Below are 19,317 nucleotides of genomic sequence, written 5' to 3'. Positions count from 1 at the left end.
TATCCGGTGATAAGCCGCTGAGGTGTGTTGTGGGCGTTCCTTTAATTCTTCGCAAAGCTGATTTTTTTGCTAACGCCGGGCAGGCCGTCGCGGTGGCGGACCGCTATCCACAAAATGTCTTTGCCGAACATACCCATGAATTTTGCGAGCTGGTGCTGGTGTGGCGCGGCAACGGTCTGCATGTCCTGAACGATCGACCTTATCGTATTACCCGTGGCGACCTGTTTTATATTCGCGCTGAAGATAAACACTCCTATGCCTCGGTGAATGACCTGGTGCTACAGAATGTGATCTATTGTCCGGACCGGTTAAAGCTCAACATCGACTGGGGAGCCGCGATTCCGCGCTTCAACGATGCGAACGGTTCGCCGCACTGGCGTCTTAGCAGCAATGGCATGACCCAGGTGAGGCAGGTGATCACCCAGCTTGAGCAGGAGAGCCAGAAAGCCGAGCCGCTGGCAAACGAGATGGCGGAATTGCTGTTCGCTCAGTTGGTTATCACGCTCAAACGCTATCGCTACGCCATTGATAATCCGTCTGCCAGTGAACAAGAGGCGTTGCTGGATAAGCTGATTACCACCCTGGCGGGAAGCCTGAACCGCAGCTTCGTGCTGGAGAAATTCTGCGAACAGGCGCAGTGCAGCGAGCGTACGTTACGCCAGCAGTTTCGCACCCAGACGGGCATGACGGTGAACCATTACCTGCGTCAGTTACGCATTTGCCACGCACAGTATTTGTTGCAGCACACCGAGCTGATGGTGAGTGAAGTGGCGATGCGCTGCGGTTTTGAGGACAGTAACTACTTTTCGGTGGTGTTTAACCGTGAAGTGGGGATGACGCCGGTTCAGTGGCGTCATCGCAGTCGAAAGGCCGCGTAATTAATTTGCCATGCCGAGGCCAACAATGTTGGCCGCAATGATAATCACCACGCAGCCCAGGCTCAGCACGCCCACCGGCCGTCGACCGGCATGCTTCCACTCCTTTAGCACCAGTCCCACCAGACCGCCGCACAGCACGTAGAAGCTCATGTGCAGCATCCAGCTCATGTAGTCATATTGCGCAGGTATGCTGGCGTGACCCCAGGCATAAAAGAAGAACTGCAAATACCACATCAGGCCACCGAGCGCCGAGAGCAGCACGTTGGTGACAATTAACGATTTTGCCAGCGAAAAGTCGGCTTTTACCGACAACGTTTTTACCTTTGCCAGACGAATAAAACAGAAACCGAGGTTAACCAGCGCGCCGCCGCCCATGATCACCACATAACTTGGCAGGGCGACATAGAGCGGATCCACGCCCAGCGCTGCGGCGGCTTCATGCATCGGTTTCGCGGCGTTCATGGCAAAGGACATCCCCGCTGAGAAAATGCCGCACATCACCGCCAGCACCAGCCCTTTTTTGAGATTAAACTCCTCGGCCCGGATGCCCATTTTACGCTCTTTCAGTTGCCCAGCCCGGGTCACAATCCCCACGCCAATCACCGCAACCAGCACGCCAAGCAGCGTCATGCGGCCACCCTGCGTGTTGATCAATACGTCGAAATTGCCGTTGAGAATGGGCGTCATCAGCGTTCCCACAATCAGCGTGATGCCGATGGCGATGCCGATGCCCATCGACATACCGAGGTAGCGCATAGTGAGTCCGTAATTGATATTCCCGATGCCCCACATCGCGCCGAACAAAAAGACCGGCAGCAGGGTCGAGGCGCTAAAGGAGGAGAAATACCCCCAGAAATCCGGGAGCAGCAGGGCGCTGATGGTCCAGGGCAGAATCAGCCAGGACACCGTGCCACCGACAGACCACATGGTTTCCCATGACCAATGTTTTACCTTTTTAAACGGGGCATAGAAACAGGCCGCACTGGCTGCGCCTATCAAATGCCAGAAAATACCCATCGTAATCGCATGATTCATTTTTACATCCTCATCGTTTTTATAGGTCGTTGGCTTCCCTCCGACCCGACGAGTGTAAAAATTAAGCGGTGAGCGAACCTTCAGAAGGTTGCCGCAGATTTCTTTTGAATGGCAATAAGCGCGTTAACCGCGTGAGCGGACTCACAGTTCCGGGAATGAAACAAAAATTAATAACCTTACAAATAGTACGGCATTGATAATCATTTTCAATATCATTTAATTAACTATAATGAACCAACTGCTTACGCGGCATTAACAGCTGTGCCGCCCGACAATAATGGAGAGGATTATGAGTTATACACTGCCATCCCTGCCGTATGCCTATGACGCACTGGAACCGCATTTCGACAAGCAGACGATGGAAATCCATCACACTAAACACCACCAGACCTACGTTAACAATGCGAATGCTGCGCTGGAAAGCCTGCCAGAGTTCGCAAGCCTGCCTGTTGAAGAGCTGATCACCAAACTGGACCAGCTGCCAGCGGACAAGAAAACCGTTCTGCGCAACAACGCAGGTGGTCACGCTAACCACAGCCTGTTCTGGAAAGGCCTGAAAACCGGTACCACCCTGCAGGGCGACCTGAAAGCGGCTATCGAGCGCGATTTCGGTTCTGTTGATAACTTCAAAGCAGAATTCGAGAAAGCAGCTGCAACCCGTTTCGGCTCTGGCTGGGCGTGGCTGGTGCTGAAAGGCGACAAACTGGCGGTTGTATCTACCGCTAACCAGGACTCCCCGCTGATGGGTGAAGCAATCTCTGGCGCATCCGGTTTCCCAATTGTGGGCCTGGACGTGTGGGAACACGCTTACTACCTGAAATTCCAGAACCGTCGCCCTGACTACATCAAAGCCTTCTGGGACGTAGTGAACTGGGACGAAGCAGCAGCACGTTTCGCCGCGAAAAAATAAGGTTGCATTGACACCTGTGAGAAGCGAGTCTGATGACTCGCTTTTTTTGTATCTGTATACCCGTCATACTTCAAGCTGCAGGTGCGTTGGCTGTGCTCGCTCACCCCAGTCACTTACAGGAGTAAGCTCCCGGGGATTCTCTCCCTTGCCGCCTGCCTGCAACTCGAAATATTTAGGGTAAAAGGAGTGGCAATGCACTATCCGGTGAATGTGTTTACAGGCAAGGTCAGGGACTACGACGGCAGCCGCCCGAGCGCCATCGGCAAAATTCAGGTCGACGGCGAGCTGTCCCTGACCGAACGGGGGCTGGTGGGTGATGAGCAGGCCGAAAAGAAAATCCACGGCGGGCCCGATCGCGCGCTGTGCCACTATCCGCGTGAGCACTATCGCCACTGGATAGCCGAATTCCCCGAACAGGCGGATCTGTTTGTCGCCCCGGCATTTGGCGAAAATCTCTCGACGGAAGGGCTGACGGAAAAGAATGTGTTTATTGGCGATATTTATCGCTGGGGCGATGTCCTGATTCAGGTGACGCAGCCGCGCTCGCCGTGCTTTAAACTCAACTACCATTTCGGTATCAGCGATATGTCAGCGCAGCTGCAAAGCGCGGGCAAAACCGGCTGGTTGTATCGGGTGGTACAGGCGGGAAAGGTATCGGCAGATGCGCCGCTGGCGCTGGCATCGCGCCTGAGTGATGTCTCGGTATATGACGCCTGTGCGATTGCCTGGCATATGCCGTTTGATGATGAGCAGTATCATCGCCTGCTGTCGGCGGCCGGGCTATCGACAAGCTGGACCAGAACGATGCAGAAGCGGCGAATAAGCGGGAAGATCGAAGATAATGCACGGAGATTGTGGGGAAGATAACTGCCCCTCACCCCGGCCCTCTCCCCAAAGGGGCGAGGAGTGAAAGACCGCGCCATTTGGTTCCCTCTCCCCTATGGGGAGAGGGTGAGGGGAAGACTACGAACGCTTATACAGCGGCAGCCACAGCGTTAACCGCAGCCCACCCAGCGGGCTGTCGTCGGCTTTGACCCAACCGCGATGCTGCTGCATAGCGGTCTCAACAATCGCCAGCCCCAGCCCCGTGCCGCCAGACTCGCGATCGCGCGCCTCATCGGTACGGTAGAACGGACGGAAGATCTGCTCGCGGTCTTCAGGACTTACGCCAGGACCATCGTCATCAACGATGATGGTAATCCCGTCTTTATCCACCGAGAACGCCACCTCAATCTTCGTATTCGAGTAGCGCAGGGCGTTACGCACGATATTCTCCAGCGCGCTTTCCAGCGCGTTAGGGTTACCGTACAGCGGCCAGGGCCCCGGCGGGAAGTTGACGGTAAAGGACTTGCCCATCTGCTCCGCTTCGAACGCCGCGTTATCCAGCACTTCATGCCACAGGTGATTGGCTTTCACCGTTTCACTCAACAGCGCGTTTTTCTGCTGATTGCGCGACATCACCAGCAGATCGTTGATCATGCTGTCCAGACGATGTGCTTCGGTTTCAATGCGCTCCAGCTCTTTGCTCTCACCGCTACGGCGACGTAACAGCGCCGTGCCAAGCTGCAAGCGGGTAAGCGGGGTGCGCAGTTCGTGGGAGATATCCGACAGCAGACGTTGCTGTGCGGTCATCATGCGATCCAGCGCGCTTACCATCTGGTTGAAGCTGGTTCCGGCGGCAAGGAATTCTTGCGGGCCGGCTTCCAGTTCCGGATGTTGCCTCAGGTTGCCTTGCGCCACTTCATCGGCGGCATTTTTCAGCTTACGCGCCGGTTTTGCCAGGCTCCACGCCAGCCATAACAGCAGCGGTGAACTCAGCAACATGGTCACAATCAGCAGCAATAAAGGTCTGTCAAACAACAGGTTGATAAAATCGGTTTGAGAACTGCTTGCCGGGCGAATCAGATAGAGCTGGTAATTATCTTCGCCATCACGGATAGAGAAGGGCCCCACCATTTCTACCCGACCGTACTTTTTCTTTTGGGGATGGTCAGCGTTATCTGCCTGGCCAATGAAGTTACGGATGACCTGCATTTCATTGCGTTCTGCACCGATGACGCGGCCTTCGCTGGTCACCAGCAGCAGGCGTTGTCCGGGCGGCGCCCATTTATCGATAGCGCGAAACAGCCTGCGCCACCACATCAAATCGTTAGGCGGATCGTTTGCCAGCTCTGCCTCAACGTGTTGTTCGATCATCACGCCCTGACGTTGCTCGCTGTCGAGAAGCTCCGTCATCTGGCGTGAGTCGAGTTTTGGCAACATCAAAACCAGCATTAACACCAGTGCCAGCGTCAGCCAGAAAATGGCGAAGATGCGGGCGGTTAAACTGCCTATCATGAAGCCGACACCATCAGATAGCCGCGCCCACGCAGGGTTTTAAACCAGGGGTGGCCATCTTTGCGCTCCGGCAGCTTGCGACGCAGGTTGGAGATGTGCATATCGATTGCGCGGTCAAACGGCGTGAGACGTTTGCCCAGCACTTCCTGACTAAGGTGTTCACGCGAGACCACCTGACCAAGATGCTGTGCCAGCAAATAGAGCAGGGTGAACTCGGTGCCGGTCAGTTCCAGCGCAACGCCGTCGAAACTGGCTTCCTGACGCCCCGGATTGAGGCTGAGGGAATCCACTTCCAGCGTTGGTGAGCTGTTATCCGCGTTCTGCTGCTGTTCGCTCCAGTGGGAACGACGCAGGATGGCACGAATACGGGCGACCAGTTCACGGTCGTTGAACGGTTTAGGTAAATAGTCATCGGCACCGAGCTCAAGGCCCAGTACGCGATCCAGTTCGCTGCCGCGCGCGGTCAGCATGATAACGGGTGTCTGGTGTGTCTGGCGTAACTCTTTCAGCGTGTCGATACCGTTTTTCTTCGGCATCATCACGTCCAGCAAAAGCAAATCGATACTGTCGTCCAGGAGACTCAGCGCCTGTTCCCCATCATGGGCAACCAGCACGTTGAAACCTTCCATATCGAGTAATTCTTTCAAAAGGGATGTGAGCTCTTTGTCATCATCCACTAACAGTATTTTATTCATTTTTTAAATACCTCCGAGGCAGAAATTACGTCATCGAAGCGCGCTAATCCATGACTTTACGTTGTTTTACACCCCCTGACGCATGTTTGCAGCCCGAATCGTAGACTGTCTCTCGTTGAATCGCGATACGAAAGAAAGTGGGAGCAAGTGATGCGCATAGTTACCGTTGCCGTCATGGCCTCAACACTGGCGATAAGTGCTGTAAGCCAGGCTGCTGGAGTCATACCCGGCGTTAACGGGTCCTCAACGGAGGGAACTTCGCAGCACAGTGGCCAGATCAATATGTTTGACGGCATTAGTTTAACCGAACATCAGCGTCAACAGATGCGAGATCTTATGCAGCGGGCACGACACGATCAGCCCCCTGTTAATGTTAGCGAAATTGAGACAATGCATCGCCTTGTCACCGCAGATAATTTTGACGAAAGCGCTGTGCGCGCTCAGGCAGAAAAAATGGCACAGGAACAGGTGGCCCGCCAGGTCGAAATGGCGCGAGTTCGCAACCAAATGTTCCATCTGCTTTCGCCCGAGCAGCAAGCGGTTTTAAACCAGAAACATCAGCAACGTATGGACCAGTTGCGTGAGGTTGCACGGATGCAACGAAGCTCAGAAATGACGCTTTTCAGTAGCAATACCCGTAGTAACCAGTAACCCTGTTTTTCCTTGCCATAGACACCATCCCTGTCTTCCCCCACATGATGTGGGGGTTTTTTTTGTCTTTCATTCAGGGTTGTTAACCGTTTATTCATCTTTTGACTCCGTAGGCATCCGTTATACTAGCGGCAGAGCATGACAGGAGTGTTTATGAATCAAACCTATGGACGGCTGGTGAGCCGGGCTGCAATTGCGGCGACCATCATGGCGTCGTGTTTACTGATCATTAAAATTTTTGCCTGGTGGTACACCGGGTCGGTCAGCATTCTGGCGGCGCTGGTGGATTCGCTTGTCGATATCGCCGCGTCGTTGACCAACCTGCTGGTTGTGCGTTATTCACTGCAACCGGCCGATGAGGAACACACCTTTGGTCATGGAAAAGCCGAATCGCTGGCGGCCCTGGCGCAAAGCATGTTTATCTCCGGCTCCGCGCTGTTCCTTTTTTTAACCGGTATTCAGCACCTGATTTCGCCTACGCCCATGAACGATCCTGGCGTGGGCGTCATCGTGACAATTATTGCACTTATTTGCACAATCGTTCTTGTAACGTTCCAGCGATGGGTGGTTCGTAAAACGCAAAGCCAGGCAGTACGGGCAGATATGCTTCATTATCAGTCTGATGTTATGATGAATGGGGCGATTCTTATTGCACTCGGTCTTGCCTGGTATGGCTGGCATCGCGCCGATGCGATTTTTGCGTTAGGGATAGGGGTCTATATCCTGTATTGCGCCTTGCGGATGGGGTATGAAGCCGTGCAATCGCTTCTCGACCGCGCGTTACCTGACGCAGAACGGCTTGAAATATTTGACATTGTCACCTCCTGGCCCGGCGTCAGCGGTGCACACGATCTTCGTACGCGGCAGTCAGGGCCGACCCGCTTTATTCAGATTCATTTGGAAATGGAAGATAACCTGCCGCTCGTTCAGGCCCATCTGGTGGCCGAACAGGTCGAACAGGCAATTTTGCGACGTTTCCCGGGATCGGATGTGATTATCCATCAGGATCCCTGTTCCGTTGTCCCCAGGGAAGGCTAAAGAGATTTTGCGCTTTCGTCATTCGTTGTAAAAAAGTGAGCCAGGCCAGCATTTTGTGTATAAATTACCGCCATTTGGTCTGACCTGAATCAATTCAGCTGGAAGTGGTTGATATACTATTTGCAGTATTCGTTGGTTGAGCAGACGTCTTCCGGCAACAGATTTCATTTTTGCATTCCTAAGTTCAGAGGTAGTCATGATTAAGAAAATCGGTGTGTTGACAAGCGGTGGCGATGCCCCAGGCATGAACGCTGCAATTCGTGGAGTTGTTCGTGCAGCGTTGACGGAAGGTCTGGAAATTTTTGGCGTGTATGATGGCTACCTGGGTCTGTATGAAGACCGCATGGTGCAGCTCGATCGCTACAGCGTCTCTGACATGATTAACCGTGGGGGAACCTTCCTGGGCTCCGCACGCTTCCCGGAATTCCGCGAAGAGCACATCCGTCAGGTGGCCATCGAAAACATGAAAAAACGCGGCCTGGACGCGCTGGTGGTGATCGGCGGTGACGGCTCTTACATGGGTGCAAAACGTCTGACTGAAATGGGCTTCCCGTGCATCGGGCTGCCGGGCACCATCGATAACGACATCAAAGGCACAGACTACACCATCGGCTTCTTTACTGCGCTGGGTACCGTTGTGGAAGCCATTGACCGCCTGCGTGACACCTCTTCTTCTCACCAGCGTATCTCCATCGTCGAAGTGATGGGCCGCTACTGCGGCGACCTGACCCTGGCGGCGGCCATTGCGGGCGGCTGCGAATTTATCGTGGTGCCGGAAGTCGAATTTAGCCGTGAAGACCTGGTGAATGAAATCAAAGCCGGTATCGCAAAAGGTAAGAAACACGCTATCGTCGCGATCACTGAGCACATCTGTGATGTCGATGAGCTGGCGAAGTACATTGAAACCGAAACCAAACGTGAAACCCGTGCGACCGTACTGGGCCACATCCAGCGTGGCGGTTCCCCGGGCCCTTACGACCGTATCCTGGCGTCCCGTATGGGTGCCTACGCTATTGACCTGCTGCTGCAGGGCCACGGTGGTCGTTGCGTCGGTATTCAGAACGAAAAACTGGTTCACCATGACATTATCGACGCCATTGAGAACATGAAGCGTCCGTTCAAAGGTGACTGGTTAGACTGCGCGAAAAAACTGTACTGATTATTGTCAGTTCCGTGCGGGCTGTTGCCCTCACCCCGCCCTCTCCCACGGGGAGAGGGAGAACACACTAAAAACGGTAACCTGCGGGTTACCGTTTTGCATTTTCTGCACCGTGCGGGCTGTTGCCCTCACCCCGCTCTCTTCCACGGGGAGAGGGAGAACACACTAAAACGGTAACCATTGGGTTGCCGTTTTGTATTGCTTTCACAGCCACGCTCCATATTCCCTCACGTTATAGCCAATCTTTTTTTATTCTTTAATCATTGGTTAGCTTTCTGGCACGCTGCATTCATCGAAACACTGCATAAGAGAACCGGGCGATGAATAAATGGGGCGTGGGTTTAACATTATTACTGGCATCGACCAGCGTGCTGGCAAAGGATATCCAGTTATTAAACGTGTCGTATGACCCGACGCGTGAGCTTTACGATCAATACAACAAAGCGTTCGCGGCGCACTGGAAACAGGAAACCGGCGATAATGTGGTCATTCGCCAGTCGCACGGCGGTTCCGGTAAGCAGGCGACGTCGGTGATCAATGGCATCGAAGCGGATGTGGTGACGCTGGCTCTGGCTTACGATGTGGATGCCATTGCTGCGCGTGGTCGTATCGATAAAAACTGGATCAAACGCCTGCCAGATAACTCTGCACCTTACACCTCCACCATCGTTTTCCTGGTGCGCAAAGGCAATCCGAAACAGATCCATGACTGGAACGATCTCATTAAGCCGGGCGTCTCCGTCATTACGCCTAACCCGAAAAGCTCCGGTGGCGCACGCTGGAACTACCTGGCAGCCTGGGGCTATGCGCTGCACCATAACAATGGCGATCAGGCAAAAGCCCAGGATTTTGTGAAGTCACTGTATAAAAACGTCGAAGTGCTGGATTCCGGCGCGCGTGGTGCGACCAATACCTTCGTGGAACGCGGCATTGGTGATGTGCTGATTGCCTGGGAAAATGAAGCCCTGCTGGCGACCCATGAACTGGGTAAAGACAAGTTTGAGATTGTGACCCCAAGCGAGTCTATCCTGGCCGAGCCAACCGTCTCGGTGGTCGACAAAGTCGTTGAGAAGAAAGAGACCAAAACGGTAGCAGAAGCCTATCTGAAGTATCTCTATTCGCCAGAAGGCCAGGAAATCGCTGCGAAAAACTACTATCGTCCACGCGATCCTGCGGTGGCGAAGAAACATGAAGGCGAATTCCCGCAGCTCAAGCTTTTCACCATCGACGAAGAGTTTGGCGGCTGGACGAAAGCGCAGAAAGAGCACTTCTCCAACGGCGGCACGTTCGATCAAATCAGCAAACGTTAAGACGCAAAACCCTGTGACCCGGTGTGAGAAATCCACCGGGTTTTTTGTTTGGTCATCTTTTTGCGTTACTCTTTCGCTTCGGACGAATTCAGGGAACGCGTTGTGAAAAAAATTATTGTGCTGGTTGTGATGGTTATTGCCCTTGCGGCAGGGGGATGGCTCTGGCTAAAAACCGGTAACCCGGATGCGTTACGCCACATCGTTCTCGACCAGTGCCTGCCAAACCAACAACAGCATCAGCTTCCGGCACCCTGCGAGCAGGTGAAACCTGACGCCGGGTATGTGGTATTCAAAGATCGTAATGGGCCGCTGCAGTACCTGCTGATGCCAACGTATCGCATCAATGGTACCGAAAGTCCGCTGCTGACCGAGCCACAAACGCCGAATTTTTTCTGGCTGGCATGGCAGTCGCGACAGTTTATGAGCATGAAACGGGGCGCGGACGTGCCTGATAGCGCGGTCTCGCTCACGATCAACTCTCCGACCGGACGCACGCAAAATCATTTCCATATTCACATCTCCTGCCTGCGTACCGATGTGCGGGAAAAGCTTAACGCGCATCAGGGGCAGATTAGCACCCAGTGGCTGCCTTTTCCTGGTGGACTGGAAGGGCATGAATATCTGGCGCGCCGTGTGACCGATCAAGAGCTGGTCCAGCGCAGTCCGTTTATCATGCTGGCGGAAGAGGTGCCTGAAGCCCGTGACCATATGGGGCGTTTCGCCCTGGCGATGGCGCAGCAGTCCGACGGGTCGTTTGTGTTGCTCGCCACCGAGCGAAATCTGCTCACACTTAACCGTGCATCCGCTGAGGAATTACAGGATCATCAATGCCATATTTTGAAGTGACCCCACCATAAATAGCGTTTACTCGTCCTGCCTGTCGCCGTAGACTTGCTGAAAAAATCTACAGGAGACAGGTATGTCGCTCTGGTTAACGCATCCTCTGCTACTGCCCTCACTGATTGTTGGCATCACCATCGTACTGTGGGCGACCTCGCTCCTGCCGGAATTTATCACCGCGCTGCTGTTTTTCACGGCGGCGATGATCGCCAAAATTGCCCCACCGGACGTCATTTTTGGCGGCTTCGCCTCCTCGGCCTTCTGGCTGGTCTTCAGCGGGTTTGTGCTGGGGGTAGCGATCCGTAAAACAGGACTTGCTGACCGCGCCGCACGGGCGCTTTCCGCAAAGCTGACCGATTCATGGGTGCTCATGGTGGCAAGCGTCGTGCTGCTGAGCTATGCGCTGGCCTTCGTCATGCCGTCAAACATGGGGCGCATCGCGCTGTTGATGCCAATTGTGGCCGCGATGGCAAAAAGGGCGGGCATCCCGGACGGTTCGCGCGCGTGGTTTGGCCTGGCGCTGGCCGTGGGTTTCGGCACGTTTCAACTTTCTGCCACCATACTGCCGGCGAACGTGCCGAATCTGGTGATGAGCGGCGCGGCGGAAGGGTCGTATGGCATTCATCTTAACTACGTCCCCTATCTGCTTTTACACACGCCTGTGCTCGGTATCCTGAAAGGACTGATCCTGATTGGTCTTATCTGCTGGTTATTTCCCGGCTCGCCGAAACACCCTACCGACACTGCGCCCTCGCAGCCGATGGGGGGTGAAGAAAAGCGTCTGGCCTGGCTGCTCGCCGTGGTCTTGACGATGTGGGTGACCGAAAGCTGGCACGGTATCGGCCCCGCCTGGACCGGCCTGGCTGCCGCCGTGGTGGTGATGCTGCCGCGTATCGGCTTTATTACCGGCGATGAGTTCGCGGCGGGGGTCAATATGCGAACCTGCATTTACGTGGCAGGCATCCTTGGGCTGGCGATTACCGTGACGCAAACCGGCATCGGGAACGCGGTTGGCGAGGCGCTTCTCACCATGATGCCGCTGGATGCGGCAAAACCGTTCACCAGCTTCCTGGCGTTGACGGGGATCACCACGGCGCTGAATTTCATCATGACGGCAAATGGCGTTCCGGCCCTGTATACCACGCTGGCGCAGAGCTTTGCGGATGCGACCGGCTTCCCGCTGCTGTCGGTGATTATGATTCAGGTTCTGGGGTATTCCACGCCGCTGCTGCCGTATCAGGCATCACCGATTGTGGTGGCGATGGGGCTAGGGAAGGTGCCTGCAAAGGCGGGGATGTTGCTCTGTCTGGCGCTGGCGATGGCGACGTATCTGGTGCTGCTCCCGCTGGATTATCTGTGGTTTAGTCTTTTAGGTAAGCTGTAAAAAAGCCCGGTGGCGCGAGCGCTGACCGGGCCTGCAGAATGAGCAGGGCGGGCGTGCTGTTCGCCACCCGCCGTTAAGCATTACGCTTTTGCTGCTTCTGCCGCTTTAACGATAACCGCGAAAGCGTCTGCTTTCAGGGAAGCACCGCCAACCAGCGCGCCATCGATGTCTGGCTGGGTGAACAGCTCAGCAGCGTTGGAAGCGTTAACGGAACCGCCGTACTGGATGATCACTTGTTCAGCGACCTTCGCATCAGCTTTAGCAATGTGATCGCGGATGAATTTGTGAACGGCCTGTGCCTGAGCTGGGGTCGCTGATTTGCCGGTACCGATAGCCCATACTGGTTCGTAGGCGATGACCGCGCCTTCGAACGCTGCTGCGCCCTGGCTGTTCAGCACGGCGTCGAGCTGACGTGCACACACTTCTTCCGTTTTGCCCGCTTCGTTTTCTGCTTCGGTTTCACCAATGCACAGAACCGGCACCAGGCCTTGCTCTTTCAGCACGGCGAATTTTTTCGCGATGAATTCGTCGGATTCTTTGTGGTAAGTACGACGCTCAGAGTGGCCGATGATGATGTATTTTGCGCCGATATCTTTCAGCATTTCAGCGGAGGTTTCGCCGGTGAATGCGCCAGACAGGTTAACGTCTACGTTCTGTGCGCCAAGGATGATATGGCTGCCGTCAGCGGCGTGTTTAGCCAGGTCCAGGTACATGTCCGGCGGAGCGATTGCAACAGCACAGCCCGTCACGCCAGCCAGCTCTTTGCGCAGGTTCGCAACCAACTCATTTACCATGTGGCGGCTGCCGTTCAGTTTCCAGTTACCCATCACTAAAGGATGTCGCATTTTAATTCTCCACGCTTCTAGAGCGAATTAAGGATTATGGCCGCCCTGAAGGGCAGCATGGTCTGTGAATCAGTATAGAGATTTTCCCCTGAAAGGCTTTGCTTTTTGTCATTAATTCGCCCCTCCGAGTGTGTCAGATAGTGCCAGCTTAATCGGTTCAACGGCGAAGGTCAGTCCCTTTTCGCCGTTATCTGCAACCACATAGCGCACGGCACCTTCCGTTTCGGCGTAATAACCTTTGTTTTTACCGGCGACGAGCAACTTTTGCAGCTTTTGCTGGCTCTGCGCTTTGGTGAACGCAGGGGTAAATGCCTGCAAAATCGCGCTCATGTACTCCAGCGCTTTTGCTTTGGCTGCTTTCTGATCTGGCCCCTGAATAGGCAGCCAGGTGATTTGCATGCTTTTGATTTTTAACGTGCCGCGTTCAAGCGCCGTTGACGCATACAAATTTTCGTTAATTTTACTGGCGGCTCGCGTCAGAGAAGGGGTATCGCGCGCGGCGTCAATGGCGCGGAATTCACCCAAAGGCAGCCGGGGATTATCGTGATTGAAGCTCTCGCGAAACTGGCTGATCGACTGATCAAAAGAGGGCGCACCCGCAGCGAGATACGGTGCGGTAGCCGGTTTGGCAGGTTCATTAGCATGCAGAAAAAAGCTGGCGCTCAGCAAGGTGATACACAGTAAAAAAGAGTCGGCCCGTTTTTTCATCAAATATGTCCCTGGTTGTGGCTGTTCACAATTAAATCGATATCTGCCTGGCTTGTCAAAAAGTCCCAACACCAGGGTAAACTAGGCGGCAAAGGATAATCAGGAACCTGACATGACGATACAGCAGTGGTTGTTTTCATTCAAAGGGCGTATTGGACGTCGCGATTTCTGGATTTGGATGGCGGCGTGGATTGCCGGCATGCTTTTGCTTTTTAGTCTGGCGGATACTGCGCTGCTCAGCTCGCAAATGGCGGCATTTGCGCTGGTTTGCCTGCTTTGGCCGACGGCCTCGGTGATCGTTAAGCGTCTGCACGACCGTGGACGTTCCGGATTATGGGCGCTGCTGTTTATACTTTCGTGGATGCTGCTGGCCGGAAACTGGTCAATGCTGCCCTCCGTACTGCCGTGGCTGGTGGGCCGCTTTGTCCCGACGCTGATATTTGTGATGATGATGATCGATCTGGGTGCCTTTGTGGGCACCCCAGGCGAGAACAAATATGGCAAAGAGACGCAGGACGTAAAGTACAGTTAATTACCAGTAATGTTCCGCAGTCATGTGGCCCGGTCGACGGCGTAAATGTTTGGTCATCTGCCGGGTCTCCTTCAGCAACTGCTGGGTATCCCGCACCATCTGCGGATTTCCGCACAGCATGACATGGCTGGTTTCGGCGTTCATGAGCAGACCGACGGCCCCTTCCAGTTCGCCGTTTTCAATGAGCGCCGGAACGCGTCCGGTCAGCGATCCTTCCACCGTTTCACGACTGACAACGGTCTGAATGGTGAGCTTCCCTTCGTAGCGTTTTTCCAGCGCCTGCATCAGCGGCAGGTAGCTGAGATCGGCGGCATAGCGTGCGGCATGCACCAGCACGATTTTTTTAAAGCGGTCCAGATCGTGGCCATACTGCAAAATAGAGAGATAAGGGCCAATCGCCGTACCGGTTGCCAGCATCCAGAGCGTGTCGCAATCGGGGATTTCATCCAGCACAAAGAAGCCTGCGGCCTCGCTGACAATCTGAATTTCATCCTCTGGCTGCAACGCCGCCAGGCGCGGGCTGAGCTTTCCATCAGGCACGGTGACCAGATAAAACTCGAGATCGGGATTATCGGGGGCATTGACGTAGGAGTACGCACGCTGCACGCGTTCGCCGTCAATCTCCAGCCCCAGTTTGGCAAACTGTCCTGCCGTGAAGGGCTGAATAGGGGCGTGGACGGTGATGCTGAAGAGCGCATCGGTCCAGAACGTTACCTTTTTGACTTTACCTGTTACCCAGTCTGCCATGACGGTCTCCTGTGCTGAATTTCTGCTTCTATCTTCCGTTCTTGCTGGCGAGATTTCCAGCCCAGCGGGGCCGGAAAGCTCTATTGATCAAATCACCTTACAGGATGTGAGTCTGAACATTCGGGTCTTTACGATCCAGATAATGGATGGACTGGATACGTCGGATGGTGCGCGATTTACCGCGAATCAGCAGCGTTTCGGTGGTCGCTATGTTGCCTTTACGGGTGATCCCATCCAGCAGATCGCCTTTGGTGATTCCGGTGGCGGCGAAAATGACGTTGTCGCTACGCGCCATCTCATCCAGAGGCAGGACTTTATTGGCTCTAATGCCCATCTCTTTACAACGTGCCAGCTCGTCTTCACCGATGCGGCGGTTCTCTTCAGTGTCGCCCTTAACATCATGACGCGCCAGTAAACGGCCCTGCATATCACCATCCAGCGCACGGATGACGGCTGCGGAAACCACGCCCTCTGGCGCCCCGCCGATGCCATACAGCACATCCACTTCGCTGTCCGGCATGCAGGTGAGAATGGAGGCCGCGACGTCGCCATCGGGAATGGCGAACACGCGCACGCCGAGCTGTTGCATTTGGGCGATGGTGGCGTCATGACGCGGTTTCGCCAGAATGGTGACGGTGAGTTCGCTAAGCGGCTTGCCTAATGCGGCAGCGACATTGCGCAGGTTCTCTTCCAGCGGCAGGTTAAGGTCGATCGCTCCTTTTGCGCCGGGGCCAACGACCAGTTTTTCCATGTACATGTCGGGCGCGTTAAGAAAACAGCCTTTATCACCGACGGCGAGCACCGCCAGCGCGTTAGCCTGACCCATCGCGGTCATGCGGGTCCCCTCAATGGGATCGACGGCAATATCCACCGCGTCGCCGTTACCGGTACCGACCTTTTCACCGATGTAAAGCATCGGGGCTTCGTCGATCTCGCCTTCGCCGATGACGATGGTGCCATCGATGTTGACCAGATTGAGCATAATACGCATAGCATGGACGGCCGCGCCGTCGGCGGTATTCTTATCGCCACGACCTAACCATTTATAGCCAGCCAGGGCGGCGGCTTCGGTTACGCGGGAAAATTCGATAGCAAGTTCACGTCTCATTGGATACTCGTGCAGTCAAAAGGAATTGCACGAAGTTTATCACAGAGTGGGGAGGGGGGCGGTTTTAGCCCTCTCTCCGGGGAGAGAGGGCTGGGGTAACGGCAAAATTACTCTTCGTGCTCTTCCCATGCCAGGGCGCGTTTCACCGCTTTTTTCCAGCCGCTGTAACGGTAGTTACGCTCGGTGGTTTCGATGCCCGGACGGAATTCGCGCTCGATGACGGCTTTCTCCTGCAGCTCATCCAGGTTCTGCCAGAAGCCGACGGCCAGTCCTGCCAGATACGCCGCGCCTAAGGCGGTGACTTCACGCACTTCAGGACGCTCCACGCGCGTTCCCAGAATGTCGGACTGGAACTGCATCAGGAAGTTGTTCGCGACCGCGCCGCCGTCCACACGCAGCGCGTGGAGACGAATACCGGAGTCAGCCTGCATCGCTTCCAGCACGTCGCGCGTCTGATAAGCGATGGATTCCAGCGTAGCGCGAATAATATGGTTCGAGTTCACCCCACGGGTCAGGCCGAAAATCGCGCCGCGTGCATACGGGTCCCAGTAGGGCGCACCCAGACCGGTAAAGGCGGGCACAACGTAGACGCCGTTGGTGTCTTTCACTTTGGTGGCGAAATATTCAGAGTCGAAGGCGTCGCTGATCAGCTTCATCTCGTCACGCAGCCACTGAATAGAGGCCCCCGCCATAAACACCGCACCTTCCAGCGCATAGTTCACTTCACCACGCGGGCCGCAGGCGATGGTGGTCAGCAGACCGTTTTCTGATTTCACCGCTTTCTCACCGGTATTCATCAGCATGAAGCAGCCGGTGCCGTAGGTGTTCTTCGCCATCCCTTCTTTCACACACAGCTGACCAAACAGCGCTGCCTGCTGGTCACCCGCGATCCCGGAGATGGGAATACGCGTTCCGCCCTTACCGCCGATGTTAGTCTGACCGTAAACCTCAGAGGATTTGCGAACGTCCGGCAGCATGGCACGCGGGATGTCCAGCGCGTCCAGCATCTTGTCGTCCCAGTCCAGGTCGTGGATGTTAAACAGCATGGTTCGGGAGGCGTTGGTGTAGTCGGTCACGTGGACGCGCCCTTGCGTCATCTTCCAGATGAGCCAGGTATCGACGGTACCAAACAGCAGCTCGCCGCGTTTTGCCCGCTCACGTGAACCCTCCACGTGGTCAAGGATCCATTTTACTTTTGTACCGGAGAAGTACGGGTCGACGACCAGACCGGTCGCGCTACGGATGTACTCTTCCATCCCGTCACGCTTCAGCTTTTCGCAGATATCGGCGGTACGACGGCACTGCCACACGATGGCGTTATAGATCGGTTTACCGGTTTCACGTTCCCACACAATGGCGGTTTCACGCTGGTTGGTGATACCAATGGCGGCGATCTCATCGGAACTGATATCTGCTTTCGCCAGCACTTCGACCAGCGTAGAGCTTTGGGATGCCCAGATCTCCATTGGGTCGTGTTCTACCCAGCCTGGCTTAGGATAGATTTGTTCAAATTCGCGCTGTGACACGCTGACGATGTTCGCGTCATGATCCATTACGACAGCGCGGGAGCTGGTGGTGCCCTGGTCGAGCGCAACGATATATTTTTTTTCGGTCATGGTATGTGTCCCGTAGTCAGATTACAGCGAAGCTTTTTGTTGTGCGGGAGAAGCGGTTTCCTTCTCGTCTACCACACAGGTGTCGCACGGTAAGTGGCGACCAATTAATTTACGATAGCCAAAGGCGCCCAGCGCAGCCCCAACAATCGGGCCGAACAGCGGCACCAGGAAGTAAGGGATATCTTTGCCACCGGTAAAGGCGACGTCGCCCCAGCCTGCGAAGAAGGCGAACGTTTTTGGGCCAAGGTCACGTGCCGGGTTCATCGCAAAACCGGTCAGTGGACCCATGGATGCGCCAATGACCGCAATCAGTAAGCCTATCAGCAGCGGCGCTAAAGGCCCGCGTGGAATACCGTTACCATCATCGCCCAGAGCCATAATGACGCCCATCAGAATAGCGGTAATCACCATTTCAACTGCGAAGGCCTGCACAAAATTGATATGCGGGTTAGGATAGGTAGAGAAAATACCCGCGAGATCAAGACTTTCGACGCTGCCGCGAACCATATGATGCGTCTGTTCGAAGTCGATGAAAAGGTTGTAATAAAGCCCGTAAACTAACGCCGCAGCGCAAAACGCGCCGGCAAACTGTGAAAGAATAAAAGGAACGACCTTACGTTTGTCAAAGCAGGCGAAGAGCCACAGCGCGATGGTGACCGCCGGGTTAAGATGTGCACCGGAAACCCCCGCGGTCAGGTAGATGGCCATCGCCACGCCCAGACCCCAGATGATACTGATTTCCCACTGCCCGAAAGAGGCACCCGCGACTTTCAGTGCGGCCACACAGCCCACCCCGAAGAAAATCAACAACCCGGTACCCAGGAACTCGGCAATGCACTGGCCTTTTAAGGTTGATGTCTGACTCATAATCGGAATCCTGAAATAATGAATGTTTGTTGTTAGCGTGGAAGCCCGTGACAGCCACGATGTCCTGTAGACACTGTGTTAATTTATCGTTAACGAGCAAAAACGAGAAATATCGAAATCAAAATGTGTGTGCTGCGTCAATAAAATGAGCGTTTTCGCGCTGTAAAGCGCATTTGTACCGCATTCGAGAAACGTGAGCTGAATCATTTCATTAACGAAAGTAGTAACAATTTAGTGGTATATGTGCCGAAATCACCAGGACCAGGCCGAAAAGTGTTGCTAACCGCAATCTACGCGGCGTGCCGCTGGACAGGGAAGGCGGGGCTTCATACAATCGGCATATATGTTGTGCGCGTTTACGTCCAAGCGTCGCCTTGCAATTCAGAAGAGGTATGGTCATGTCATTAGAAGTGTTTGAGAAACTGGAATCGAAAGTACAGCAGGCGATCGACACCATCACGTTGCTGCAGATGGAAATCGAAGAGCTGAAAGAAAAGAACAATTCTCTGTCGCAGGAAGTGCAGAATGCTCAGCACGGTCGTGAAGAGCTTGAGCGCGAAAACAACCAGCTGCGTGAACAGCAGAACGGCTGGCAGGATCGTCTGCAGGCGCTGCTGGGACGTATGGAAGAGGTGTAACACCCCTTCGCCCTGTGCG

General features: G+C 54.7%; 20 protein-coding genes. 11 read left to right on the top strand and 9 right to left on the bottom strand.

Annotated elements, in window-relative coordinates; all coding sequences use genetic code 11:
* The first annotated feature begins 29 nt into the window (after nt 1-29).
* On the top strand, nt 30-878 hold the full coding sequence (rhaR, locus tag LZP96_RS19155; protein WP_064327985.1) for an HTH-type transcriptional activator RhaR: 849 nt from the start codon (nt 30-32) through the stop codon (nt 876-878).
* Here rhaR and rhaT read toward each other — a convergent pair whose 3' ends face one another.
* Nucleotides 879-1,913 carry an L-rhamnose/proton symporter RhaT gene (rhaT, locus tag LZP96_RS19150; protein ID WP_064327984.1) on the bottom strand — a complete coding sequence of 345 codons (1,035 nt, stop codon included), beginning with the start codon at nt 1,911-1,913 and terminating at the stop codon, nt 879-881.
* Nucleotides 1,914-2,202: 289 nt separating this feature from the next.
* Here rhaT and sodA point away from each other — a divergent pair, with 289 nt between their 5' ends.
* Both sodA and yiiM read left to right on the top strand, forming a co-directional pair.
* Nucleotides 2,203-2,823, top strand: coding sequence for a superoxide dismutase [Mn] (gene sodA / locus LZP96_RS19145; protein ID WP_064327983.1), 621 nt, complete (start codon nt 2,203-2,205; stop codon nt 2,821-2,823).
* Between the two features lie 192 nt (nt 2,824-3,015).
* Nucleotides 3,016-3,690, top strand: coding sequence for a 6-hydroxyaminopurine reductase (gene yiiM, locus LZP96_RS19140; RefSeq protein ID WP_258926257.1), 675 nt, complete (start codon nt 3,016-3,018; stop codon nt 3,688-3,690).
* 96 nt (nt 3,691-3,786) lie between these two features.
* Here yiiM and cpxA read toward each other — a convergent pair whose 3' ends face one another.
* On the bottom strand, nt 3,787-5,160 hold the full coding sequence (cpxA, locus tag LZP96_RS19135) for an envelope stress sensor histidine kinase CpxA (protein ID WP_064327976.1): 1,374 nt from the start codon (nt 5,158-5,160) through the stop codon (nt 3,787-3,789).
* A complete protein-coding gene (gene cpxR, locus LZP96_RS19130) occupies nt 5,157-5,855 on the bottom strand; it encodes an envelope stress response regulator transcription factor CpxR (protein WP_064327975.1) in 699 nt (232 codons plus the stop codon). Before cpxR ends, cpxA begins: the two co-directional genes overlap by 4 nt.
* A gap of 150 nt (nt 5,856-6,005) precedes the next feature.
* On the opposite strand from cpxR, the gene cpxP reads away from it, so the two are divergent.
* The 6 genes from cpxP to LZP96_RS19100 all read left to right on the top strand — a co-directional run bounded on the left by cpxP (nt 6,006) and on the right by LZP96_RS19100 (nt 12,237).
* The gene (gene cpxP, locus LZP96_RS19125) at nt 6,006-6,506 is read left to right on the top strand and encodes a cell-envelope stress modulator CpxP (protein WP_064327974.1); all 501 of its coding nucleotides are present in this window, start codon (nt 6,006-6,008) and stop codon (nt 6,504-6,506) included.
* A 153-nt stretch (nt 6,507-6,659) separates the two neighbouring features.
* Entirely contained in the window at nt 6,660-7,544 is an 885-nt protein-coding gene (fieF, locus tag LZP96_RS19120) for a CDF family cation-efflux transporter FieF (protein ID WP_064327973.1), read from the top strand.
* 196 nt (nt 7,545-7,740) lie between these two features.
* On the top strand, nt 7,741-8,703 hold the full coding sequence (pfkA, locus tag LZP96_RS19115; protein ID WP_064327972.1) for a 6-phosphofructokinase: 963 nt from the start codon (nt 7,741-7,743) through the stop codon (nt 8,701-8,703).
* A gap of 320 nt (nt 8,704-9,023) precedes the next feature.
* Complete coding sequence (locus LZP96_RS19110; RefSeq protein ID WP_064327971.1) at nt 9,024-10,013, top strand: sulfate ABC transporter substrate-binding protein; 990 nt, start codon at nt 9,024-9,026, stop codon at nt 10,011-10,013.
* 102 nt (nt 10,014-10,115) lie between these two features.
* A complete protein-coding gene (locus tag LZP96_RS19105) occupies nt 10,116-10,859 on the top strand; it encodes a CDP-diacylglycerol diphosphatase (RefSeq protein WP_258926256.1) in 744 nt (247 codons plus the stop codon).
* Between the two features lie 73 nt (nt 10,860-10,932).
* Nucleotides 10,933-12,237, top strand: a complete 1,305-nt coding sequence (locus LZP96_RS19100) for an SLC13 family permease (protein WP_258926255.1) — start codon at nt 10,933-10,935, stop codon at nt 12,235-12,237.
* Nucleotides 12,238-12,317: 80 nt separating this feature from the next.
* Here LZP96_RS19100 and tpiA read toward each other — a convergent pair whose 3' ends face one another.
* Both tpiA and LZP96_RS19090 read right to left on the bottom strand, forming a co-directional pair.
* Entirely contained in the window at nt 12,318-13,082 is a 765-nt protein-coding gene (gene tpiA, locus LZP96_RS19095; RefSeq protein WP_258926254.1) for a triose-phosphate isomerase, read from the bottom strand.
* 111 nt (nt 13,083-13,193) lie between these two features.
* Nucleotides 13,194-13,790 carry a DUF1454 family protein gene (locus LZP96_RS19090; protein ID WP_064327967.1) on the bottom strand — a complete coding sequence of 199 codons (597 nt, stop codon included), beginning with the start codon at nt 13,788-13,790 and terminating at the stop codon, nt 13,194-13,196.
* 112 nt (nt 13,791-13,902) lie between these two features.
* On the opposite strand from LZP96_RS19090, the gene LZP96_RS19085 reads away from it, so the two are divergent.
* A complete protein-coding gene (locus tag LZP96_RS19085) occupies nt 13,903-14,322 on the top strand; it encodes a DUF805 domain-containing protein (RefSeq protein WP_064327966.1) in 420 nt (139 codons plus the stop codon).
* Here the strand turns inward: LZP96_RS19085 and fpr are convergent, their stop codons facing one another.
* The 4 genes from fpr to LZP96_RS19065 all read right to left on the bottom strand — a co-directional run bounded on the left by fpr (nt 14,323) and on the right by LZP96_RS19065 (nt 18,660).
* The gene (gene fpr / locus LZP96_RS19080; protein WP_258926253.1) at nt 14,323-15,069 is read right to left on the bottom strand and encodes a ferredoxin--NADP(+) reductase; all 747 of its coding nucleotides are present in this window, start codon (nt 15,067-15,069) and stop codon (nt 14,323-14,325) included.
* Between the two features lie 97 nt (nt 15,070-15,166).
* Nucleotides 15,167-16,177 (bottom strand): class II fructose-bisphosphatase, encoded by a 1,011-nt coding sequence (glpX, locus tag LZP96_RS19075; protein WP_064327964.1) that lies wholly within the window; start codon nt 16,175-16,177, stop codon nt 15,167-15,169.
* A gap of 107 nt (nt 16,178-16,284) precedes the next feature.
* Entirely contained in the window at nt 16,285-17,793 is a 1,509-nt protein-coding gene (gene glpK, locus LZP96_RS19070; RefSeq protein WP_064327963.1) for a glycerol kinase GlpK, read from the bottom strand.
* A gap of 21 nt (nt 17,794-17,814) precedes the next feature.
* Entirely contained in the window at nt 17,815-18,660 is an 846-nt protein-coding gene (locus tag LZP96_RS19065; protein WP_258926252.1) for an MIP/aquaporin family protein, read from the bottom strand.
* A gap of 392 nt (nt 18,661-19,052) precedes the next feature.
* On the opposite strand from LZP96_RS19065, the gene zapB reads away from it, so the two are divergent.
* Entirely contained in the window at nt 19,053-19,298 is a 246-nt protein-coding gene (zapB, locus tag LZP96_RS19060) for a septal ring assembly protein ZapB (protein ID WP_087892661.1), read from the top strand.
* Nucleotides 19,299-19,317 lie beyond the last annotated feature (19 nt).

It is taken from the genome of Huaxiibacter chinensis, from assembly GCF_022171985.1.
GTDB lineage: Bacteria > Pseudomonadota > Gammaproteobacteria > Enterobacterales > Enterobacteriaceae > Enterobacter > Enterobacter chinensis_A.
Note: the sequence above shows the minus strand (reverse complement) of the source record. Positions and strands in the feature narration are given on the sequence as shown.

What these genes read in the sequence shown, in the direction of transcription:
- rhaT (WP_064327984.1), bottom strand. Translation starts at nt 1,913, where the DNA reads ATGAATCATGCGATTACGATGGGTATTTTCTGGCATTTGATAGGCGCA.
- sodA (WP_064327983.1), top strand. Translation starts at nt 2,203, where the DNA reads ATGAGTTATACACTGCCATCCCTGCCGTATGCCTATGACGCACTGGAA.
- yiiM (WP_258926257.1), top strand. Translation starts at nt 3,016, where the DNA reads ATGCACTATCCGGTGAATGTGTTTACAGGCAAGGTCAGGGACTACGAC.
- cpxA (WP_064327976.1), bottom strand. Translation starts at nt 5,160, where the DNA reads ATGATAGGCAGTTTAACCGCCCGCATCTTCGCCATTTTCTGGCTGACG.
- cpxR (WP_064327975.1), bottom strand. Translation starts at nt 5,855, where the DNA reads ATGAATAAAATACTGTTAGTGGATGATGACAAAGAGCTCACATCCCTT.
- cpxP (WP_064327974.1), top strand. Translation starts at nt 6,006, where the DNA reads ATGCGCATAGTTACCGTTGCCGTCATGGCCTCAACACTGGCGATAAGT.
- fieF (WP_064327973.1), top strand. Translation starts at nt 6,660, where the DNA reads ATGAATCAAACCTATGGACGGCTGGTGAGCCGGGCTGCAATTGCGGCG.
- pfkA (WP_064327972.1), top strand. Translation starts at nt 7,741, where the DNA reads ATGATTAAGAAAATCGGTGTGTTGACAAGCGGTGGCGATGCCCCAGGC.
- LZP96_RS19110 (WP_064327971.1), top strand. Translation starts at nt 9,024, where the DNA reads ATGAATAAATGGGGCGTGGGTTTAACATTATTACTGGCATCGACCAGC.
- LZP96_RS19100 (WP_258926255.1), top strand. Translation starts at nt 10,933, where the DNA reads ATGTCGCTCTGGTTAACGCATCCTCTGCTACTGCCCTCACTGATTGTT.
- tpiA (WP_258926254.1), bottom strand. Translation starts at nt 13,082, where the DNA reads ATGCGACATCCTTTAGTGATGGGTAACTGGAAACTGAACGGCAGCCGC.
- LZP96_RS19090 (WP_064327967.1), bottom strand. Translation starts at nt 13,790, where the DNA reads ATGAAAAAACGGGCCGACTCTTTTTTACTGTGTATCACCTTGCTGAGC.
- LZP96_RS19085 (WP_064327966.1), top strand. Translation starts at nt 13,903, where the DNA reads ATGACGATACAGCAGTGGTTGTTTTCATTCAAAGGGCGTATTGGACGT.
- fpr (WP_258926253.1), bottom strand. Translation starts at nt 15,069, where the DNA reads ATGGCAGACTGGGTAACAGGTAAAGTCAAAAAGGTAACGTTCTGGACC.
- glpX (WP_064327964.1), bottom strand. Translation starts at nt 16,177, where the DNA reads ATGAGACGTGAACTTGCTATCGAATTTTCCCGCGTAACCGAAGCCGCC.
- glpK (WP_064327963.1), bottom strand. Translation starts at nt 17,793, where the DNA reads ATGACCGAAAAAAAATATATCGTTGCGCTCGACCAGGGCACCACCAGC.
- LZP96_RS19065 (WP_258926252.1), bottom strand. Translation starts at nt 18,660, where the DNA reads ATGAGTCAGACATCAACCTTAAAAGGCCAGTGCATTGCCGAGTTCCTG.
- zapB (WP_087892661.1), top strand. Translation starts at nt 19,053, where the DNA reads ATGGTCATGTCATTAGAAGTGTTTGAGAAACTGGAATCGAAAGTACAG.